Below are 18,105 nucleotides of genomic sequence, written 5' to 3'. Positions count from 1 at the left end.
AGCCCTGAACGGGTTCACAAGACGCACGTACGTTTTGTTCGAATTCGCACGATTGCAGCAGGCGTCGAGCGCCCTGACGTGGCATAGTTCTATGCCTCCCGGCACCCCATCCCCATGTTCTGAGGAGGGCGTATGACACTCCGGGTTCCCGATCACCGCACCGCTTCGGCAGTGCTGTCGCGCGTCACCGCCGCGGTACCGGAGGCCATCGGCGACGGCGTGCCCCACAACCTCATCGACGGCGACTGGCGGGCCGTCGGCACCCCCGCGCCGCAGGTGACCCCGGTGGACGGAACGATCTTCTCCCAGCTGCCCAAGATCGACGCCGACACCGCCCAGCACGCCGTGCGCGCCGCGTCCCGCGCGCACGTGTCGTGGGCCCGGACCACCTACGACGAGCGGCGCGAAGCCGTGCTCGCCGCCGTGGAGGCGATGGCCGGGGTCCGCGACGACCTGGCGCTGCTGCTCGCCTGGGAGATCGGCAAGCCGTGGAAGCTCGCCTGCGCCGACGTCGACCGCTGCCTCGACGGCGTCCGCTGGTACGCCGAGAACACCGAGCAGATGCTCAACCAGGACGTGGAGGGCGCCCCGTTCAAGCGCCAGCCGCTGCCGGGCCCGGTCAGCAACATCGCCAGCTGGAACTACCCGATGAGCGTGCTGGTGCACGCCGAGCTGGTGCAGCTGCTCGCCGGCAACGCGGTCATCGCCAAGACCCCCACGCAGGGCGGAGCGGTCACGCTGACCGTCGCCCACGCGCTGATGGCGCGCGCCGGGCTTCCGGCCACGCTGCTCTCCGGCGACGGCTCGTCGCTGTCCGATCCGCTGGTGCGCTCCCCCGAGGTCGGTGCGCTCGCCTTCGTCGGGGGCCGGTCCAACGGCGGCAAGATCGCCGCGCAGCTGGTCGACACCGGCAAGCGGCACATGCTGGAGCAGGAGGGCCTCAACACCTGGGGCCTGTGGGAGTTCTCCGACTGGGACGGGCTGAGCGCACACCTGCGCAAGGGCTTCGAGTACGCCAAGCAGCGCTGCACCGCCTACCCGCGGTTCGTGGTGCAGCGCAAGCTGATGGACAAGTTCCTGGCAACGTACCTGCCGGTGGTCCAGTCGGTGCGCTTCGGCCACCCGCTGGCCGGCGAGAACGACGAGCCGCCCGCGCTCGACTTCGGCCCGCTGATCTCGGCGGCGAAGGCCACCGAGCTGGAGGGCCGGGTCGCCGAGGCGCTGCGGCACGGCGCGGTCCCGCTGCACCACGGCGACCGCGCGCACGGCCACTACCTGGAAGGCCAGGACGTCTCGGCGTACGCGGCCCCGGTGACGCTGCTGGCCCCGCCCGGGGCGAGCCGGTTGATGCACGAGGAGCCGTTCGGGCCGGTGGACACGATCGTCGTCGTCGACACCGAGGCCGAGCTCCTCGCGCAGATGAACGCCTCCAACGGCGCCTTGGTGGCCACCCTCTCCTGCGACGACGAGGCGTTCGCCGCGGAGCTCTCCGAGCACGTGCAGGCGTTCAAGGTGGGCATCAACAAGCCGCGTTCCCGCGGTGACCGGGACGAGCCGTTCGGCGGGCGGGGCGCGTCGTGGAAGGGCGCGTTCGTCGGCGGCCGGCACCTGGTGCACGCGGTGACCCAGGGGCCTCCGGGTGAGCAGCTCTACGGCAACTTCCCGGGCCACCACCGCTATCCGCAGACCTGATCGCGGCGCGAGCGAACGGGGAATCCCGCCACGGCGGGGTTCCCCGTTCGTATCACCGGAGTTCACCGCCGGTTCGGGATGATTCGCGCAGCGAGCGCGCAGCGGTGCGAGAACGGCCAATCGGGGCGAATGCGCCTTTGCGTCCGATTGCCCGACAAAGGCCCCGGTGAGCCTTGTCGGAATGCCGGGAGCGGCCTAATCTCCTGCCGCCGGAAGCGGTTTTCGCTGGTCGTCACTCCGAAGGGCGGGATCGTGCGCGAGGGGATGCGCGTGGCTGCGTGCGCGGCCGTGGCGGGAACCCTCGCGTCGTGCCAGGCACTTCCCGATCCCGCGCCGGTTCCCGCGGTCGCGGTGTCGAGGACGCACTGCGGTGAGGGCTGGACCGCGCCGCACCCCGGCGCCCAGGTCTTCCACCTGCGCAACACCGGGAACCTGGCGGCCACCGCGCGGCTGGTCGATCCGCGGACCGGTGTCGTGTTCGGCGAGGTCGATCAGCTGGGGCCGGGCGCCGAGCGCGACCTCTCGGTGGTGCTGGGCGGTGGCCGGTACGCCTTCCGCTGCCTGCCCGAGGCGCACGACCCGGTCACGGGACCGACCGTGCAGGTGGCCGGCCCGGTCGTGCGGATGCCCTCGGCCTTGCCCGTCTCGGAGAACGACCTGCTGGAGCCGCTGCGCCGCTACCGCGAGTACGTGCGCGGCGGACTGGACGGGCTGGTCACCGACACCGAGCGGCTGCGCAGCGCGGTGCGCGCGGGCTCCCCGCAAGCCCGGGACTGGTGGCTGACCGCGCACCTGGACTACGAACGGCTCGGCGCCGCCTACGGGGCCTTCGGCGACTTCGACGAGGCGATCAACGGCGAGGACACCGGTTTCCACCGGCTCGAACGAGGCCTGTGGTCCGGTGCGGATCCCCGGGAGCTGGGCCCGGTCGCCGACCGGCTGGCCGAGGACGTCGCGGCGCTGCGCGCGGACTTCGAGCAGCAGCGGATCGATCCGCTCGACCTGGGGCTGCGCGCCCACGAGATCCTGGAGAACACGCTGCAGTTCGAGCTCACCGGCCGCAACGACCAGGGCAGCGGCAGCACCCTGGCGACCGCCCGCGCCAACCTCGACGGCACCTACGCGGTGCTCGACGTGCTGCGCCCGCTGCTGGTCGGCCGCTACCCGGAGCTGCCCGCCACCGACGCCGCGCTGCAGCGGGTCCGCGACGAGCTGGACCGCCACCGGGGCACGCCGCTGGACGCGCTCCCACGACGAGACCGCCAGCGGCTCAACGGGTTCGTAGGTGAGGCGCTGGAGCGACTGGCGCCGATCGCGGCGCTGTGCGAACCGAGGCGCACCCCGTGAGCGCCCTCGACCGCCGCCGGTTCCTGCGCGGCACGCTGCTCGGGGCGGGCGCGGCGGGCACTCTCGCCGCGTCGACCGGTTCGAGCGCCGACGAGGCGACGAGCAGCGCGGGAGCCGCGCCGGTGTTCCACGGCAGGCACCAGAACGGCATCCTGCCCGAGCCCAGCAGGCACACCGCGATCGCCGCGTTCGACGTCATCGCCGGAACACCCGGCGAGCTCCGGGATCTGCTCCGCACCCTCACCGACCGGCTGCGCAGGCTCACCACGGGCGGCACGCCCACACCGGTGGGGATCACCGCACCGCCGGAGGATTCCGGAGTGCTGGGCCCGGAACCGCCCGGGGGCGTGCGCAGCGTCGTCGGCGTGGGCGCGTCGCTGTTCGACGAGCGCTTCGGTCTCGCCGCGCGGAAACCGGCCGCGCTGACGCCGATGCGGGAGTTCCCCAACGACGACCTCGACTCCGCCCAGTGCCACGGCGACCTGAGCCTGCAGCTGTCCGCCGAGCACCCCGACACCGTCCTGCACGCGCTGCGCGACCTCGCCCGGCACACCCGGGGCGGGATGCAGCTGCGGTGGCGGGTGGACGGGTTCACCTCTCCCCCGCGCCCCGACGGGGCACCGCGCAACCTGATGGGTTTCAAGGACGGCACCGCCAACCCCGATCCCGCCGACTCCGCCGAGATGGACCGGCTGGTCTGGGCCCGTCCTGAGCCGGAGTGGACGGCCGGCGGCAGCTACCAGGTGATCCGGCTGATCCGCATGCTGGTGGAGTTCTGGGACCGGATCTCGGTCAACGAGCAGGAGCTCATCTTCGGCAGGCGACGCGATTCCGGCGCCCCGCTGGACGGTTCCCGCGAAGCCGACGCCCCGGACTACCGCCTGGACCCCGCGGGCGCGGTGGTCCCGCTGTCCAGCCACATCCGCATGGCCAACCCGCGCACCCCGGACACCGACGCCCACCGGATCCTGCGCCGCAGCTACAACTACGACCGGGGCATCGACGAGGTCGGTGACCTCGACATGGGCCTGGTCTTCACCTGCTTCCAGCAGGACCCGGCTCGGCAGTTCGAGCAGGTGCAGACCCGGCTCGTCGACGAGCCGCTCACCGACTACATCGCACCGTTCGGCGGCGGCTACTTCTTCGCGCTGCCCGGGGTGCGCGACGAGTCCGATCACCTCGGCCGCTCCCTGCTGGCCGACCTATGAACCCGGGTCCTGAGCACGGACCCGGTGAGGGGAGAACGCTCGTGTCCGCGAAACCGCTGAAGCTCGCCGCCCTCGGGCTGGCCGGCGTGGTGGCGGCGGGCTGTTCGGCGACGCCCGCCGCGCAGCCGGTCACCCAGACCGCCACGCCGATCCAGCACGTGGTGGTGATCTTCCCGGAGAACATCTCCTTCGACCACTACTTCGGGACGTACCCGAACGCCGCCAACACCGACGGCACCCCGTTCACACCGGCCCCGGGAACCCCGGCGGTCAACGGGCTCAACGACGACCTGCTGCACCACAACCCCAACGCCTACCAGCCGAAACGACTCGGTCCCGAGCACGCGCTGACCTGCGACCAGGACCACAAGTACTCGTCGGAGCAGAAGGCCGTCGACGACGGGAAGATGGACCGCTTCGTCGAGCACACCGAGCACGACCGCTGCACCGGCCAGCCGGTGCTGTTCGGCGAGCCGGGTCTGGTCATGGACTACTTCGACGGCAACACGGTCACCGCGATGTGGAACTACGCCCAGCACTACGCGATGAGCGACAACTCCTTCGACTCGACCTACGGGCCGTCGACTCCGGGCGCGATCAACCTGGTCTCGGGGCAGACCCACGGCGCGCAGGCCGTCGACGCGCACAGCCACGAGCCGGTCGCCGACGCGGAGAACGTGGCCTCCCCGGACCGCCGCCAGGTGGGCACGCTCATCGAGGACCCGGATCCGCTGTTCGACGAGTGCTCCAACAACAACCTCACCGGCGACGACAACCTGGCCCGGATGCAGGGCCGCAACGTCGGTGATCTGCTCAACGACCGCCAGGTGACCTGGGGCTGGTTCCAGAGCGGTTTCCGGCCGACCGGCCAGTCCGACGGGCACGCGGTCTGCGACGCAGCGCGGCCGAACGTCGGCGGGCAGTCCCAGGTGGACTACAGCCCGCACCACGAGCCGTTCCAGTACTACGAGTCGACGGCGAACCCGAAGCACCTGCCGCCGAGCTCGGTGCAGGCCATCGGGCACACCGATCAGGCCAACCACCAGTACGACATGAGCGACTTCCACGACGCGCTCGACGCGGGGAACCTGCCCGCGGTCAGCTACCTCAAGCCGCCGAAGGCGCAGGACGGGCACGCGGGCAACTCCGATCCGCTGGACGAGCAGCGCTTCATCGTCGACGAGATCAACCGGATCCAGCACTCCCGGGACTGGGCTTCGACGGCGATCGTCATCGCCTACGACGACTCCGACGGCTGGTACGACCACGTGGCCCCGCCGAAGATCAACGGTTCGGCCGACCCGGCCGAGGACGTGCCCGGCGTCTGCGGCGGCACCCCGGTCATGGGTGGCCAGCAGGACCGCTGCGGCTACGGGCCCCGGCTGCCGCTGCTGGTGATCTCGCCGTACAGCAAGCAGAACCACGTCGACCACACGCTCACCGACCAGGGCTCGGTGCTGCGCTTCATCGAGGACAACTGGCGCCTGGGTCGGATCGGCGAGAACTCCTGGGACACCAGGGCGAACCCGATCACCGGGATGCTCGACTTCACCGCTCCCCCGCACCCGGAGCCGCTGCGGCTGGACCCGGCGACGGGCGCGGTCAGCCCCTGAGCAGGTTCTCGGCGAGCTCCTCGGCGTTGCGGCCGCACATGCGGCCCTGGCAGCGGCCGACCCCGACTCGGCAGGACGGTTTCAGCGACCGCGCGTCGCCCTCGTCCTGCCGGGTCCGGCCCTGCACGCCGTCCCGGAACGCCTGGTAGGGCACCTCCTCGCAGCGGCACACCAGGGTCTGCGGGGTGAGCCAGGCGTTCCAGTCCTCGCCGATGCGGGTCGCCGAAGCCATCGCGCGGCCGAACCTGCGTCCACATCGGACGACGAGTTCCGCTCGGCGGAGCTGTCTTTCGACCGATCCCCAGGTCGCGGCACCGACTTCGACGGCGGCGGCGAGCCCGGCGACGGCGCCTTCGGCGGCTGCGGCCCGGGCTCCGGCGATCCCGGTGGTCTCGCCCGCCGCGAACACCCACGGGACCGAGGTGCGCTGGGTGGCGTCGACCCGCACGAACCCGTTCTGGAGGTCGCAGCCCGCGGCGTGGGCGAGTTCGAGCCTGGGCACCAGGCCGTGGGCGACGCAGATCGCGTCGACGGCGATGCGGCGGCGGGTGCCCGGCACCGGGCGCCAGCGCGCGTCGAGCTTGGCGACGACGGCCTCGCGCACCCGTTCCTCGCCGCGCGCTTCCACCACGCCCGCGCGCGTGCGGAACTGCGTGCTGCCGACGAGCCTGCGCAGGTATCCGGCGAACCCGGCGAGCTTGTCCCACTGCCCGGCCAGAGTCGGCGCGCGCCGCAGCCACGCGCCCGCGCTGCCCGCGTCGAGCACGGCCACCACCTCGGCGCCGACCTCCAGCAGCGACTCGGTCACCGGCAGCAGCATCGGCCCCGCCCCGGCGACCAGCACCCGGCTGCCCACGGCGATCCGCTGCCCCTTGGCCAGCGCCTGCGCGGCCCCGGCGGTGAACACGCCGGGCAGTTCCCAGCCGGGGAACGGCAGCACCCGGTCGTGGGCGCCGGTGGCCAGCACGAGCGCGTCGGCCCGCGCTGTCCGCATGGTCTCGCCGTCGTGGACGTGGACGGTGCGCCCGTCCAGCGAGCGGACGGTGCCCGCGAGACGGCGGATGCGCGGGTGGGTGCGGATCTGCTGGTCCAGGACCGCGAACGCGCGCTGGTCGCGGCGGGGACGACGTGGCGCGACGCCGAACTCCACCGGGGGCGCCAGGTGGTACTGCCCGCCCAGGGAGCGCGCGGGGTCGATGAGCAGCACGTCGGCACCGGCGCGGGCGGCGCGCAGCGCGGCGGTCATGCCGGCGGGACCGGCACCGACGACCACGACGCTCATCGCGTCCCCGGTTCCCGCGTGCTGATGACGTCGCCGGGTTCGACCTCGCGCAGGCAGGCCCGCACGTCCGGAGTCCCGTTGACCACCAGCAGGCACTCCGAGCACACGCCGATCCCGCAGAACAGGCCGCGTCTGCGGTCCGGCCCGCGCCAGCTGGTCACGCCGAGCGACATCAGCACGGCGGCGACGGTCTGCCCGGCACGCGCGGCGACCCGGCGGCCGTCGACCTCGACGGCGAACCCGGTCCTGTGCCGGGGCCGCGCGGGGTCCAGGTGGGCGGGCAGCAGGTACGGTCCGGTCAACGGCCGCCACCTCCCGGCGCGAGAAACGACTCCGACGCCGGAAATTGAACTGCCCCAGCCGTGATCGCGCATCAATCCATCGGTGTAGGCCCGTCAGACGTGGGACTGAGGAGTGAGCTGACCGGGCGGAACAGTCGTCCCCGGCAGCCACCGCCTGCGCTGCAGCGGCTGCCGGGGACGACCTCTTTCCCTCTCCCGATGGTCTAGGGCTGGGGGAACTGCGCGGCGTAGGTCGTGACCGCGTTGCTGATGGCCGCGAAGTTGCGCTCCAGCGCCTGGGTGTCGACGTTGTCGAGGGTGTCGCAGGACTGGTGGTAGCAGGCGTCGAACGCCTCACCGGCCTGCCCGCCCCACTTCTCGGCCTGCTCGGGGCTCTTGGTCTCCTCGGCACCGGTGAAGGTGCCGCCCGCCGGGATGCCGACCTCGATGAACGGGCCGTAGTCGGAGCGACCGTCGAAGTCGGTCCCCTCCGCCGGGGCACCGGCCGCGGCCAGGGAGTCGTTGAGCAGCTTCTCGATCTGCGCCGACCCCTCGGGGCCCGGTCCGGCTCCGACGCCGTCGGAGTCGTCGCCGTCGTAGGTGAAGTACCCGGCGTTGGGCGAGCCGACCATGTCGAAGTTGAGGTAGGCGGCGATCTTGTCGCGGTCGGCCTCCGGCAGCGTCTCCACGTAGTGGGTGGACCCGACCAGGCCTTCCTCCTCGGCGCCCCAGAAGGCGAAGCGGAGCTTGTTGGTCGGCGTCTCACCACCGGCCGCGTAGTCCAGCGCGGCCTGCAGGATCGCGGCCGAGCCGGTGCCGTTGTCGTTGATCCCGGGGCCCTCGCCGACGCTGTCGAGGTGGGCGCCGAACATGACGACGTTGTTGGCGTCGCCGCCGGGGCTGTCGGCGATGAGGTTGTAGGTGGTGCCGGCCAGGGACGGGAACTCCTGTACCTGGGTGGTGAACCCGGCCTCGTCGAGCTTGCCCTTGATGTAGTCCAGGGACGCCTGGTAGCCGGGCGTGCCGGAGGCCCGGTTGCCGTTGTGGGCTCCGGCGATGTTCTGCAGCTCCTGGAGGTGGTCCTGCACCGCCAGGACTCCCGCGCGCGGTGCGGCCTGGGTGGTGTTATCGGCGAGCGCCGCGGTGGGCAGCACCAGCGCCGCGGCCGCGGCCAGAGCCGCGGCGGTGGCGAGCATCGGTCGATCAGGCATCGCGCGATCCCCTTCGTCGAGGTCCGATCTCAATCGATCTCGTAGTCGCACGGCGAAGGTATCGGCGGACATCCGGGTGAAGACCGTTTTGACCAAAAGTCGCCGGGACAACGCGTTTTTCCCGTTCTCCGGGCGGATCTCACGACACGCGCGCCCGCTTGGGCCGTTCGGGGGATTCGGTGCCGATCGCCTCGCGTTGTTCTCGCGGCTCCGCTGAGGCAAGCTGGACGAGCACCTGGTCACGGCGTCGTGGCCGAGGACCCTGGCGGTCAGGCCGGTCGGTCCGGCGTGGCAGGCGCCGCCAGGACTGGATAGGGTCCCCACTTCGGTTGAAGATCATTTTCCCGCGTTCCCAGGGAGGTACCGCACGTGGAACAGGTGGTCCTGCTCGACGAGGCAGGTCAGGCCATTGACGTCGAGGACAAGGCGACCGTGCACCACCAGGAGACGCCGCTGCACCTGGCGTTCTCCTGCTACGTGTTCAACGACCGCGGCGAATTCCTGCTGACCCAGCGGGCTCACCACAAGAAGACCTTCCCCAGCGTGTGGACCAACACCTGCTGCGGCCACCCCGCTCCCGAGGAGGAGATGAAGGCGGCCATCACCCGGCGCCTCGGCGAGGAGCTCGGCCTGACCGTGCGCGGCCTCGAACTGGCGCTGCCCGCGTTCCGCTACCGCGCCACGATGGACAACGGCGTCGCCGAGAACGAGATGTGCCCGGTGTTCGTCGCTTTCACCGACAGCACCCCGCACCCCAACGCCGACGAGGTCGCCGAGACCCGCTGGGTGCAGTGGAAGGAGTTCAGCACCGGTGTGCTCGCCGGCGACACCGAGGTGTCGCCGTGGTGCGCGCTGCAGGTCCGCGAGCTCACCGAGCTCGGCGCGGAACCGGCGCAGTGGCCCGTGGGCGACCCGGCGAACCTGCCGCCCGCCGCGCACGTGGCCTGATCGGTCCCCGAAAAAGCGCTCGACAGCCCCGGATTCCGGTGAATCCGGGGCTGTCGTGCGTCTGCTGGGCTACTTCGCCGCCGCCTGGGTGAGATCGCGTGCCCAGCTCCACTCGCCGGGTTCGGGGGCGCCGACGAGCTTGAGCCCGGCGCCGCGCAGGGTGCGGGCGATCGCGGTGTTGTCGACGTGGGTGTTGGCGGTGAGCGTCGTGATGCCCAGCTCGGCGGCCTCCCGCACGATCTGGTCGGCCAGCGCGGTGCCCACGCCTCGGCGCTGCCAGTCGTCGCGCACCAGCAGCGCCAGCTCGCCGGTGTCGCCGTCGTACATCAGGTTGCCCATGCCGACGACCTCGCCGTCCGGGCTCAGCGCCAGCAGCGACCGCCCCAGGGCCGGGGTGAGCAGCCTGCGCAGTCCGCGCTCGCCCGGCGCGGGGCCGGGGCTGAAGTAGCGGCGGAACCGGGCGGCGCTGGAGCAGCGCTCGTGGAACTCGGCGACCAGCTCGATGTCGTCGCGGTCGGCCGGGCGCACGGTCAGCTGGACGCCGCTGCGCGTGGTCGCGGTCCGCTCCACCGGGCGGAGGCGAGCGCGGCAGCTGATCGCCAGGTCGACCAGGGCGCGAGCGCGGGCGAACTCAGCGGGGGTGAACTCCCCGCCGGGACGGGTCAGCAGGAGCTCCCCACCACCGGGTTCGGCCAGCCGCATCGCGGTTTCGCTGAAGGCCTCGGCGACGGGCTCGGCCTCCTCCTGCCAGCGCACCTCGACGGACCCGAGCAGCGAGCGGAGTCCGCGCACCAGGTCCGTCCGGCCGTTGACCAGGTCGTTGGCGAGGTGGGCGGTGCGGGTGGGCACGTCGTCGAGCTCGTGGACGTCGGCCCGCGCGGCGGTCACGTCGTAACCGCCGGCCTCCTCCACGGCCGCGACCAGGTCGGCGTGGCGGACGTGCGCGGGCACGTGCAGCAGCACCTCGTCCACGGCGCCGTCGGCGACCGGGTGCACCTGCATGGTGCGGATGTCCCCGCCGAGCCCGGCCAGCGCCCCGGCGAGCTTCGCCAGCCGCCCGGGCGTGTCGGTCACCCGCGCCCGCAGCCGCCACAGGTGCTGCGGCACGAACACGGCCTCCGGCGAGGCGGGATCGAGCGAGTCCGACTCCGAGCTCCCGGACGCGTCGGCGTGGGCGGCGTCGGGCGTGCGAGGCGCGGCCGCGCGACGCGACCACCACCGCACGGCCGCGATCACCATCAGCGCCGCGCCGATGGTCAGCAGCAGCAACGTCGCACCGGAGTGGCTGCGCACCCCGGTGACGACCAGGTTCGCCGCGCCCGCCACCAGGAACAGCACGGCCAGTTCGACGATCTCGCGGGTCCAGTCCCCGTGCGCTCGGCGGTGCTCGCTGGAAGTCATGCCCCCATGCTTCCGCCACCACGTTTCCCCCGGACGAACCCACATCACACCGGGGTTAACACCCGAACATCACATCCCCGGGGGCATCGTCGAGTTCGAGGCAAGGTTACAGATTTTGAAATCTGTCATCGGTTCGCTACGGTCTCCCCATGCGGATGAGCACGCTCGGTTCCCTGTCGGTTCCGGCGGTCGGCTTCGGCGCCGGCGGCCTGACGGCAGGCCAGGAGGCGATCGATACCGTGCGCGCCGCGGTGAACGACGGCATGACGTTCCTGGACACGGGGGACTTCTACGGCTCCGGGCTGAGCGAGGAACTGCTCCGCGAAGCCCTCCGGCCGATTGATCGCGACGCCGTGCAGCTGAGCGTGAAATTCGGTTCGCTGCGCGATCCGCGAGGCCGGTTCCTCGGAATCGAGGGCCGCCCGGCGCACGTGAAGAACTTCCTCGCCTATTCGCTGCAGCGGCTCGGCACGGATCACGTCGACGTCTACCGACCGGCACGGCTGGATCCCACCGTCCCGATCGAGGACACGGTCGGAGCGATCGCCGAGCTCGTCGAGGCCGGGTGGGTGCGGCACATCGGCCTGTCGGAAGTCGGGCCCGACACGATCCGACGCGCGCACGCGGTGCACCCGATCGCGGACGTGCAGATCGAGTACTCGATCTTCAGCCGCGGCCCGGAGAGGGCGGTGCTCCCGACCTGCCGAGAGCTGGGCATCGGTGTCACGGCCTACGGCGTGCTCGCGCACGGCCTGCTGACCGGATCTTTCCGCGCAGGCGGACCGGCACCGCAGCATCTGCCCCGCTTGCACCCGGAGAACCTGCCCGCGAACCTCGCGCTGGTCGAGCGGCTTCGCCCGATCGCCGACGCGCACGACGTGACCGTGGCGCAGCTCGCCATCGCATGGGTGCTGGCGCGCGGAGGAGATCTCGTCGCGCTGGTCGGCGCTAGCCGCCCCTCCCGCGTTCCCGAGGCCGTCGCCGCGGCCGCGCTCGCCCTGTCCCCGGGCGAACTCGCAGCGATCGACGAAGCCGTCCCCCAAGCGGCCGTGGCCGGCGAACGCTACGCGGCTCCGCTGATGGCGTCGCTGGACAGCGAGCGCTGATGCTCGATCGCGACACCGTCCTGACCGCGACCGAGCGCGTGCTGCGTCGCCACGGCCCGGCGAAGGCCAACGTCGTCGACGTCGCGCGCGAACTCGGGGTGAGCCACGCCGCGGTCTACAGGCACTTCGCCTCCAAGTCCGACTTGCGCGAGGCCGTCGTCCGCCGCTGGCTCGGAAACGCCCGCGATGAGCTCGCGGAGATCACGCGGTCCGCACAGCCGCCGGCGGACCGGCTGCGGTCGTGGTTGACCGCGCTGTTCGAGGTGAAGCGGGCCGCGGTCGACGAGGATTCGGAGCTGTTCGCCACATTCGGCCTGCTGGCCGCGGAGAGCGGCTCGGCGCCGTCCGAGCACGTCGCCGATCTCCTCGCTCAGCTCACCGGCATCATCACCGACGGTGTCTCCAGCGGCGCCTTCGCCGCCGGAGACCCGGAAGCGACCGCACGCGCGGTGTTCGACGCCACGGCCGTCTTCCACCACCCCGCCCACGCGACCCACTGGTCCCGTCCTGGGACCGAGGCGCGGCTGGCCGCCGTCTGCGACCTCGTCCTCGCCGGGTTGCGCACCTAGCGCGCGGGTCAGCGGGGAGTTTGGCCGTAGCCGGCGAAGAGGGTGGCGCAGTGGGCGAGCTCGGCGTCCGGGAGCAGCGCGGGGTCGCCGAGCTTGGCCGCGGTGAGCCAGAGCTCGCACAACCACTCGAGCTGGCGGGCGCGGTTGTAGGCCTTGGTGAGGGTGTCGCCGAGGGTGACCGTGCCGTGGTTACGCAGGATGCAGCCGGTGCGGTCGCGCAGCGCCTCCGACATCGACCGCGCCAGCTCCGGGGTGCCGAAGGTGGCGTAGTCGGCGACGCGCACCGCGCCGCCGTAGTCGGCCAGCTGGTAGTGCACGGCGGGCACCTCGTCGCGCAGCAGCGACAGGGCGGTGGCGTGCAGCGAGTGGGTGTGCACCACCGCGCCCGCGTCGTGCTCGGTGTAGGCGGTCAGGTGCATCGGCAGCTCGGAGGTCGGCTTGAGCTCGCCGTCGACGATCTCACCGCTGAGGTCCACCAGCGGGATGTCGGCCGGGCGCAGCCGGTCGTAGTCCACGCCCGAGGGCGTCACGGCGACCAGGTCACCGCTGCGCACGGACACGTTGCCGGAGGTCCCCACCACCAGCCGGTCGGAGGTCATCCGCCGGGCGATGTCGATGACCTCGTCGCGCTCGTCGGCCAGCCGCACCGCTCATCCCCTCCCGTTCAACAGGCCACACCCGTGCCCTCGTACCCGTCGATCGCCGCGACCTTGTCAGCCGAGGCCGACGTCGTGTCGAAACGGTAGTCGAGCCACTCGCCGGCGAGCTTGCGGGCCAGTTCGAGGCCGATCACCCGCTGCCCGAAGCACAGCACCTGGGCGTTGTTGCTGAGCACGGACCGCTCCACCGAGTAGCTGTCGTGCGCGGTGACCGCGCGGATGCCGGGCACCTTGTTGGCGCTGATGGCCACGCCGAGCCCGGTTCCGCACACCAGCAGCGCCCGGTCGGCCGACCCCTCGGCGACCAACCGGGCGGCCTGGACCGCCACGTGCGGGTAGGCGGTGTGCTCGTCGGTGCCGACGCCGACGTCGACGACGGAATCGACCCGCGAGTCCTTCTCCAGATCGCGCTTGAGCGCGTTCTTGTAGTCCAGCCCGGCGTCGTCGGAGCCGACGACGATCCGCAGCGACCGATCATTCGTGCTGCTCACTGGTGTTCTCCCCCTTCGGTGTCCGCCGCGCACGTCGCGTCATCGAGCAGTTCTGCGAGCCGGGTCAGCACGAGCGCCAGCGACGTCGCGCCCGGGTCCGGTGTGCCGACGCTGCGTTCGGCCAGCGGTCTGGCCCGCCCGGTGCGGGGTCGCAGGTCCGCGGTGGCGGCGGCCGCCTTGGTCGCCACCGCCGCCGCGCGCCGCCACGCCACGGCTCCCCCGCATCCCTCGTCGACCGCGCCGCGGAGCTCGTCCGCGAACGGCGCCAAGGCGTCGACCAGGGTCTTGTCGCCGAGCTCGGCCCGCCCGAGCCGCTGGACCGCCGCCAGCGCCGCCTCGGCACCGGCGGCCAGGTCGGACGCGGTGACGGGGCGGTCGTCGGGCAGCAGGTCGCCGAAGGACCGCAGCGCCGCTCCCCACAGCACCCCGGAGGTCCCGCCGGCCTTCGACGCCCACTCGTCACCGGCCGCGAGCAGCACCGCGGCGGGGCCCACCCCGTCGGCCGCGGCGCTCTCGGCCGCCTGGACCGCGGCGGCGCTGCCCCGCGTCATGCCGCGCCCGTGGTCGCCGTCGCCCGCGATGGCGTCGAGCCTTCCGAGCTCGTCCTCGTTGTCCCGCAACAGGTCCGCGATCGCGTACAGCGCGCCGACGACCTCGGCGGAGGTGGCCTGCCCGGCTTCCGGGGCGACCACGACCTCCGGTTCGGGCACCACCGGCTCGTCGACCTCGACGTCCGATGTGGACGGTGCGACGGTTCCCCTGCGGTAGGCCGGGGTGTCGGCGGGAGCGAGCCAGAGGCGTTCGAGCTCCTCGTCCAGCCAGGTCAGGGTCAGCGAGCACCCGGCCATGTCCAGGCTGGTCACCAGCTCCCCGACCTCGGGGGCGACGACCTCGACACCGGCCTCGGCCAGCAGCCGGGACGCGGTGCCCCACACCACGAACAGCTCCTCGTACTTGGTGGCGCCGAGCCCGTTGAGGATCGCCGTGACCCGGCCGCCTTCGGCCGGGGCCTCCGCCAGCAGCCCGTCGACCAGCGTCTTCGCCAGCTCCGACGCCGAGGGCATGGCGCTCTCCGACACGCCGGGCTCGCCGTGGATGCCCAGGCCGAGGCCCATCCGGCCCTCGGCGACCTCGAACAGCGGGTGGTCCTGGCCGGGCAGCGTGCAGCCGTCGAAGGCCACGCCGAGGCTGCGGGTGCGCGCGTTGGCGTGCTCGGCCACGCGCACCACCTCGTCGAAGTCGTAGCCCTCCTCGGCGGCCGCGGCGGCGACCTTGAACACCACGAAGTCGCCCACCACGCCGCGCCGCTTGCCGCTCTCCTCGGCGGGTGCGCTGGCCACGTCGTCGGTGACGACCACGTTGTGCGCGCGAATCCCCTCGCGCTGCAGGCGTTCCACCGCCAGCCCGAAGTTCATGTTGTCGCCGGCGTAGTTGCCGAAGGAGAAGATCACCCCGGCGCCGCGGTCGGCGGCACGCCCCACCGAGCAGGCGTCGGCGGCCGACGGCGAGGTGAAGATGTTGCCGATCACCGCTCCGTCGGCGAAGCCGGGCCCGACCACGCCGCAGAACGCCGGGTAGTGCCCGGAACCGCCGCCGGTGACCACGGCGACCTTGCCCGCGCGGGCCGGGCGGGAGCGCACCACGCCCCCGGGCACGCGGCGCACGTGGCCGGGGTGGGCGGCCACGAACCCGGTGACCATGTCCTCGGTGAACGTGGCCGGATCGTCGTACAAGCGCGTCACGTCAGGCCTCCTCGACGGGCGCCCAGTGCGGCCGGGCGCGTTCGATGGCGGTCAGGTAGTCGCGGTAGCCGCGGTCGTAGAACTCCACGGCTCGCGGATCGGGTCGCACGACCCGGCGATCGGCGGCCCACCGCTCGCGGTCGACGGGTTCGCCGAGCGCGTCCCAGGCGGTCATCGCCGCGCCCCGGGCACCGACCCCCTCCTCGTGCGGGACGTGCAGCGCGCGGCCGAGGACGTCGGCGAAGATCTGGCTCCACGCCTGCGATCGGGCACCGCCGCCGCAGGCCGCGACCGCGCCGGAGAGCCCGGCGCTCTCCAGGTTGTGCCGCGCGGCGTAGGCGACGGCCTCGCACATCGCGCGCACCAGGTCGGCCGGGGTGGTCTCCAGCGACAGGCCGGTGAACTGCCCGCGCGCCCGCGAGTCGACGAACGGCGCGCGCTCGCCCGACGACGACAGGAACGACAGCGCCGACACCCCTCCCGCGCCCGGTTCGCTCTGCGCGAGCAGGGTTTCCAGCTGCTCGACGCCGGAACCGGTGGTGGCCAGCACCCAGTCGAGGTTGGCGGTGCCGACCATCGCGGGCATCACCCGCAGATAGTGCTGCGGCAGCGGCGTGGCCAGCCACATCCCGGCGGGTTCGCCGTGCGGGTCGATGACGACCTCGTCGCGCAGCACCTGGCAGCCCAGGGTCGTGCCGATCACCAGGCTGCCGTCGCCGACCTCGCTCACGCCGGAGCCGAAGGCGCAGGCGGGCAGGTCGAACGGACCGGCCGACACCGGGAGCCCGGACGGCAGGCCGAGTTCGGCGGCGGCCTCGCCGGTGAGCGCGAACAGCTCGCCCACCGGCGTGGTCTCGGCCAGCAGCCGGCGGTGCTCGGAGATCCCGCAGACGTCGAGCGCGGTGTCGGAGTACTCCCGCGCGGGCACGTCCAGGAACGGCAGCGAGGCGTCGGAGGCGTCCACCGCGATCTCGCCGGTGAAGCGCTGCACGATCGCGTCCACGCAGTACCCGGCGACGGCGGCGCGCTCCAGGCGCTCGGGTTCGTGCTGGGCCAGGTGCGCCAGCAGCGGTCCGGCCGAGCCGGGGAACATCCCGGAACCGGTGAGCGCGTAGACCTTCCGCTGCACCCCGGAGGCTTCCCAGGCGCGCAGCGTTCCGGCCGCGCGGGCGTCGAGCCAGGAGATGGCGCGGCCGACGCCGCGACCCCGCTCGTCGCGCAGCCACAGCCCGTCGCCCTGACCGGTGATGGCCAGCGCCTGCACGGGTTCGGTGGCCGCGGCGGCGACCTGGCGCACGACCTGCACGACCGAGTCGACGACCTCGTCGAGGTCCTGCTCCACCAGTCCGGGCGCGGGCCGGTGCAGGGTGGAGCGCACGCTGCGGGTCAGCTTCGCCGACCCGTCGCGGCCCAGCAGCGATGCCTTGGTCACCGAGGTGCCGACGTCGACTCCGATGATCATGGCTGCAGGTCCTCGTACCGGGCGAGCACGTCGGGGTTGGCCACGAACCGCGGTCGCCGCCCTTCCAGGAAGCGGCCGACCTCGCCGGCGACGATCTCGGCGGCCCGGTGCGCGGTCTGCCGGGTGGCCCCGGCCAGGTGCGGGGTGGTGATCACGTTGGGCGCGTCGAACAGCGGCCAGTCGCGCGGCGGCGGTTCGATGTCGTAGACGTCGACGGCCAGCGCGCCGAGCCGGCCGCTGCGCAGCAGGTCCGGCAGCGGGGCGTAGTCGAGCAGACCGCCGCGCGCGGAGTTGACCAGCACCGCGCCTTCGGGCAGCAGCTTGAGGTTCTCGGCGTTGAGCAGGTTGCGGGTCTCCGGGGTGAGCCGGGCGTGCAGGCTCACCACCGAGCTGCGCCGCAGCAGCGCCTCCAGCTCGACGAGCTCGACACCCTCGCCCGCGGCCTGGATCGGGTCCGCGAACGGGTCGGCGACCAGCACGGTGGCGCCGAAGGCGCGCAGCACGCGGGCGACGATGCGGCCGATCGCGCCGTAGCCGACGAGCCCGACGGTGGAGCCTTCGAGCTCGATGCCGGCGTTCTCGTAGGCGTAGTAGTCGCCGCGCCAGTTGCCGTCCTTGAGCTCGGCGTCCGAACCGGGGATCCGGCGCAACGCGGCGAGCATCAGGCCGACGGCGAACTCGGCCGCCGCGGCGGCGTTGCGGCCGGGGGCGTAGCTGACGATGACGCCGTTGTCGGTGGCCGCCTGCAGGTCGACGTTGACCGGGCCGCCCCGGCACACCCCGACGAACTTCAGGTTCTTCGCCGCGGCGAGGACGTCGCCGGTGAACGGCGCCATCTGGGTGGCGACAATCTCGTGGTCGCCGAGGGCGTCGAGCAGCTGCTGCTCGGTGCCGCTGGCCTCCTGCACATTCCCGACGGGGCCGAAGGGCTCCACCGGCCACGGCAGCTTCAGCGTGTCGAAGCGCAGTTCGCGCGCGCTCGCGCGGCGCAGGGCGTCGACGAACACCTCGGGATGCACGAAGTGGTCACCGGCGGCCAGAACGCTCGTCATCTCCTGGACTCCTTTGTCGCGAGGTGCATCGGCTCCACGAG

General features: G+C 72.6%; 16 protein-coding genes. 7 read left to right on the top strand and 9 right to left on the bottom strand.

Annotation, left to right across the window (positions count from 1 at the left end; translation table 11 throughout):
• The first annotated feature begins 132 nt into the window (after positions 1-132).
• From BM424_RS22420 to BM424_RS28535, 4 genes are all read left to right on the top strand, one after another.
• Positions 133-1,692, top strand: a complete 1,560-nt coding sequence (locus BM424_RS22420; RefSeq protein WP_093421509.1) for an aldehyde dehydrogenase family protein — start codon at positions 133-135, stop codon at positions 1,690-1,692.
• A gap of 270 nt (positions 1,693-1,962) precedes the next feature.
• Positions 1,963-3,039: an EfeM/EfeO family lipoprotein gene (locus tag BM424_RS22415; RefSeq protein ID WP_245776050.1), complete on the top strand. Its 1,077-nt coding sequence runs from the start codon at positions 1,963-1,965 to the stop codon at positions 3,037-3,039.
• A complete protein-coding gene (locus BM424_RS22410; RefSeq protein ID WP_093421960.1) occupies positions 3,036-4,247 on the top strand; it encodes a Dyp-type peroxidase in 1,212 nt (403 codons plus the stop codon). Before BM424_RS22415 ends, BM424_RS22410 begins: the two co-directional genes overlap by 4 nt.
• 41 nt (positions 4,248-4,288) lie before the next feature.
• The gene (locus BM424_RS28535) at positions 4,289-5,860 is read left to right on the top strand and encodes a phospholipase C (RefSeq protein ID WP_425442052.1); all 1,572 of its coding nucleotides are present in this window, start codon (positions 4,289-4,291) and stop codon (positions 5,858-5,860) included.
• Here the strand turns inward: BM424_RS28535 and BM424_RS28530 are convergent.
• From BM424_RS28530 to BM424_RS22395, 3 genes are all read right to left on the bottom strand, one after another.
• A complete protein-coding gene (locus BM424_RS28530; RefSeq protein ID WP_139274134.1) occupies positions 5,850-7,142 on the bottom strand; it encodes an FAD-dependent oxidoreductase in 1,293 nt (430 codons plus the stop codon). The two genes, BM424_RS28535 and BM424_RS28530, sit on opposite strands and share 11 nt — an antisense overlap.
• The gene (locus BM424_RS22400; protein ID WP_245776049.1) at positions 7,139-7,444 is read right to left on the bottom strand and encodes a (2Fe-2S)-binding protein; all 306 of its coding nucleotides are present in this window, start codon (positions 7,442-7,444) and stop codon (positions 7,139-7,141) included. Before BM424_RS22400 ends, BM424_RS28530 begins: the two co-directional genes overlap by 4 nt.
• A 203-nt stretch (positions 7,445-7,647) precedes the next feature.
• Positions 7,648-8,634 carry a M28 family metallopeptidase gene (locus tag BM424_RS22395; RefSeq protein WP_245776048.1) on the bottom strand — a complete coding sequence of 329 codons (987 nt, stop codon included), beginning with the start codon at positions 8,632-8,634 and terminating at the stop codon, positions 7,648-7,650.
• Positions 8,635-9,003: 369 nt separating this feature from the next.
• Here BM424_RS22395 and idi point away from each other — a divergent pair, with 369 nt between their 5' ends.
• Positions 9,004-9,582: an isopentenyl-diphosphate Delta-isomerase gene (gene idi, locus BM424_RS22390; RefSeq protein ID WP_093421499.1), complete on the top strand. Its 579-nt coding sequence runs from the start codon at positions 9,004-9,006 to the stop codon at positions 9,580-9,582.
• Between the two features lie 69 nt (positions 9,583-9,651).
• Here the strand turns inward: idi and BM424_RS22385 are convergent, their stop codons facing one another.
• The gene (locus BM424_RS22385; RefSeq protein WP_093421497.1) at positions 9,652-10,983 is read right to left on the bottom strand and encodes a GNAT family N-acetyltransferase; all 1,332 of its coding nucleotides are present in this window, start codon (positions 10,981-10,983) and stop codon (positions 9,652-9,654) included.
• Between the two features lie 149 nt (positions 10,984-11,132).
• Between BM424_RS22385 and BM424_RS22380 the strand changes: the two genes are divergently transcribed.
• Together BM424_RS22380 and BM424_RS22375 are read left to right on the top strand one after the other, a co-directional pair.
• Positions 11,133-12,089 carry an aldo/keto reductase gene (locus BM424_RS22380; RefSeq protein ID WP_093421494.1) on the top strand — a complete coding sequence of 319 codons (957 nt, stop codon included), beginning with the start codon at positions 11,133-11,135 and terminating at the stop codon, positions 12,087-12,089.
• Positions 12,089-12,658, top strand: coding sequence for a TetR/AcrR family transcriptional regulator (locus BM424_RS22375; RefSeq protein ID WP_093421491.1), 570 nt, complete (start codon positions 12,089-12,091; stop codon positions 12,656-12,658). The genes BM424_RS22380 and BM424_RS22375 overlap by 1 nt, the downstream gene beginning before the upstream one ends.
• Before the next feature lie 8 nt (positions 12,659-12,666).
• Here the strand turns inward: BM424_RS22375 and BM424_RS22370 are convergent, their stop codons facing one another.
• Genes BM424_RS22370 through BM424_RS22350 form a run of 5 tightly spaced genes read right to left on the bottom strand, consistent with a single transcriptional unit; the run spans position 12,667 to position 18,064 of the window.
• A complete protein-coding gene (locus tag BM424_RS22370) occupies positions 12,667-13,305 on the bottom strand; it encodes a class II aldolase/adducin family protein (protein WP_093421489.1) in 639 nt (212 codons plus the stop codon).
• Between the two features lie 17 nt (positions 13,306-13,322).
• The gene (locus BM424_RS22365; RefSeq protein ID WP_093421487.1) at positions 13,323-13,808 is read right to left on the bottom strand and encodes a ribose-5-phosphate isomerase; all 486 of its coding nucleotides are present in this window, start codon (positions 13,806-13,808) and stop codon (positions 13,323-13,325) included.
• Positions 13,805-15,550 carry a dihydroxyacetone kinase family protein gene (locus BM424_RS22360; RefSeq protein ID WP_093421485.1) on the bottom strand — a complete coding sequence of 582 codons (1,746 nt, stop codon included), beginning with the start codon at positions 15,548-15,550 and terminating at the stop codon, positions 13,805-13,807. The genes BM424_RS22365 and BM424_RS22360 overlap by 4 nt, the downstream gene beginning before the upstream one ends.
• A gap of 1 nt (position 15,551) precedes the next feature.
• Positions 15,552-17,012: an FGGY-family carbohydrate kinase gene (locus tag BM424_RS22355; RefSeq protein WP_093421483.1), complete on the bottom strand. Its 1,461-nt coding sequence runs from the start codon at positions 17,010-17,012 to the stop codon at positions 15,552-15,554.
• A complete protein-coding gene (locus BM424_RS22350) occupies positions 17,009-18,064 on the bottom strand; it encodes a 2-hydroxyacid dehydrogenase (RefSeq protein WP_093421480.1) in 1,056 nt (351 codons plus the stop codon). Before BM424_RS22350 ends, BM424_RS22355 begins: the two co-directional genes overlap by 4 nt.
• Positions 18,065-18,105 lie beyond the last annotated feature (41 nt).

The organism is Saccharopolyspora flava, assembly GCF_900116135.1.
Taxonomy (GTDB): domain Bacteria; phylum Actinomycetota; class Actinomycetes; order Mycobacteriales; family Pseudonocardiaceae; genus Saccharopolyspora; species Saccharopolyspora flava.
Note: the sequence above shows the minus strand (reverse complement) of the source record. Positions and strands in the feature narration are given on the sequence as shown.

Coding starts and splice junctions, on each gene's coding strand:
- BM424_RS22420 (WP_093421509.1), top strand. CDS start 133: ATGACACTCCGGGTTCCCGATCACCGCACCGCTTCGGCAGTGCTGTCG.
- BM424_RS28530 (WP_139274134.1), bottom strand. CDS start 7,142: ATGAGCGTCGTGGTCGTCGGTGCCGGTCCCGCCGGCATGACCGCCGCG.
- BM424_RS22395 (WP_245776048.1), bottom strand. CDS start 8,634: ATGCCTGATCGACCGATGCTCGCCACCGCCGCGGCTCTGGCCGCGGCC.
- BM424_RS22385 (WP_093421497.1), bottom strand. CDS start 10,983: ATGACTTCCAGCGAGCACCGCCGAGCGCACGGGGACTGGACCCGCGAG.
- BM424_RS22380 (WP_093421494.1), top strand. CDS start 11,133: ATGCGGATGAGCACGCTCGGTTCCCTGTCGGTTCCGGCGGTCGGCTTC.
- BM424_RS22375 (WP_093421491.1), top strand. CDS start 12,089: ATGCTCGATCGCGACACCGTCCTGACCGCGACCGAGCGCGTGCTGCGT.
- BM424_RS22355 (WP_093421483.1), bottom strand. CDS start 17,012: ATGATCATCGGAGTCGACGTCGGCACCTCGGTGACCAAGGCATCGCTG.
- BM424_RS22350 (WP_093421480.1), bottom strand. CDS start 18,064: ATGACGAGCGTTCTGGCCGCCGGTGACCACTTCGTGCATCCCGAGGTG.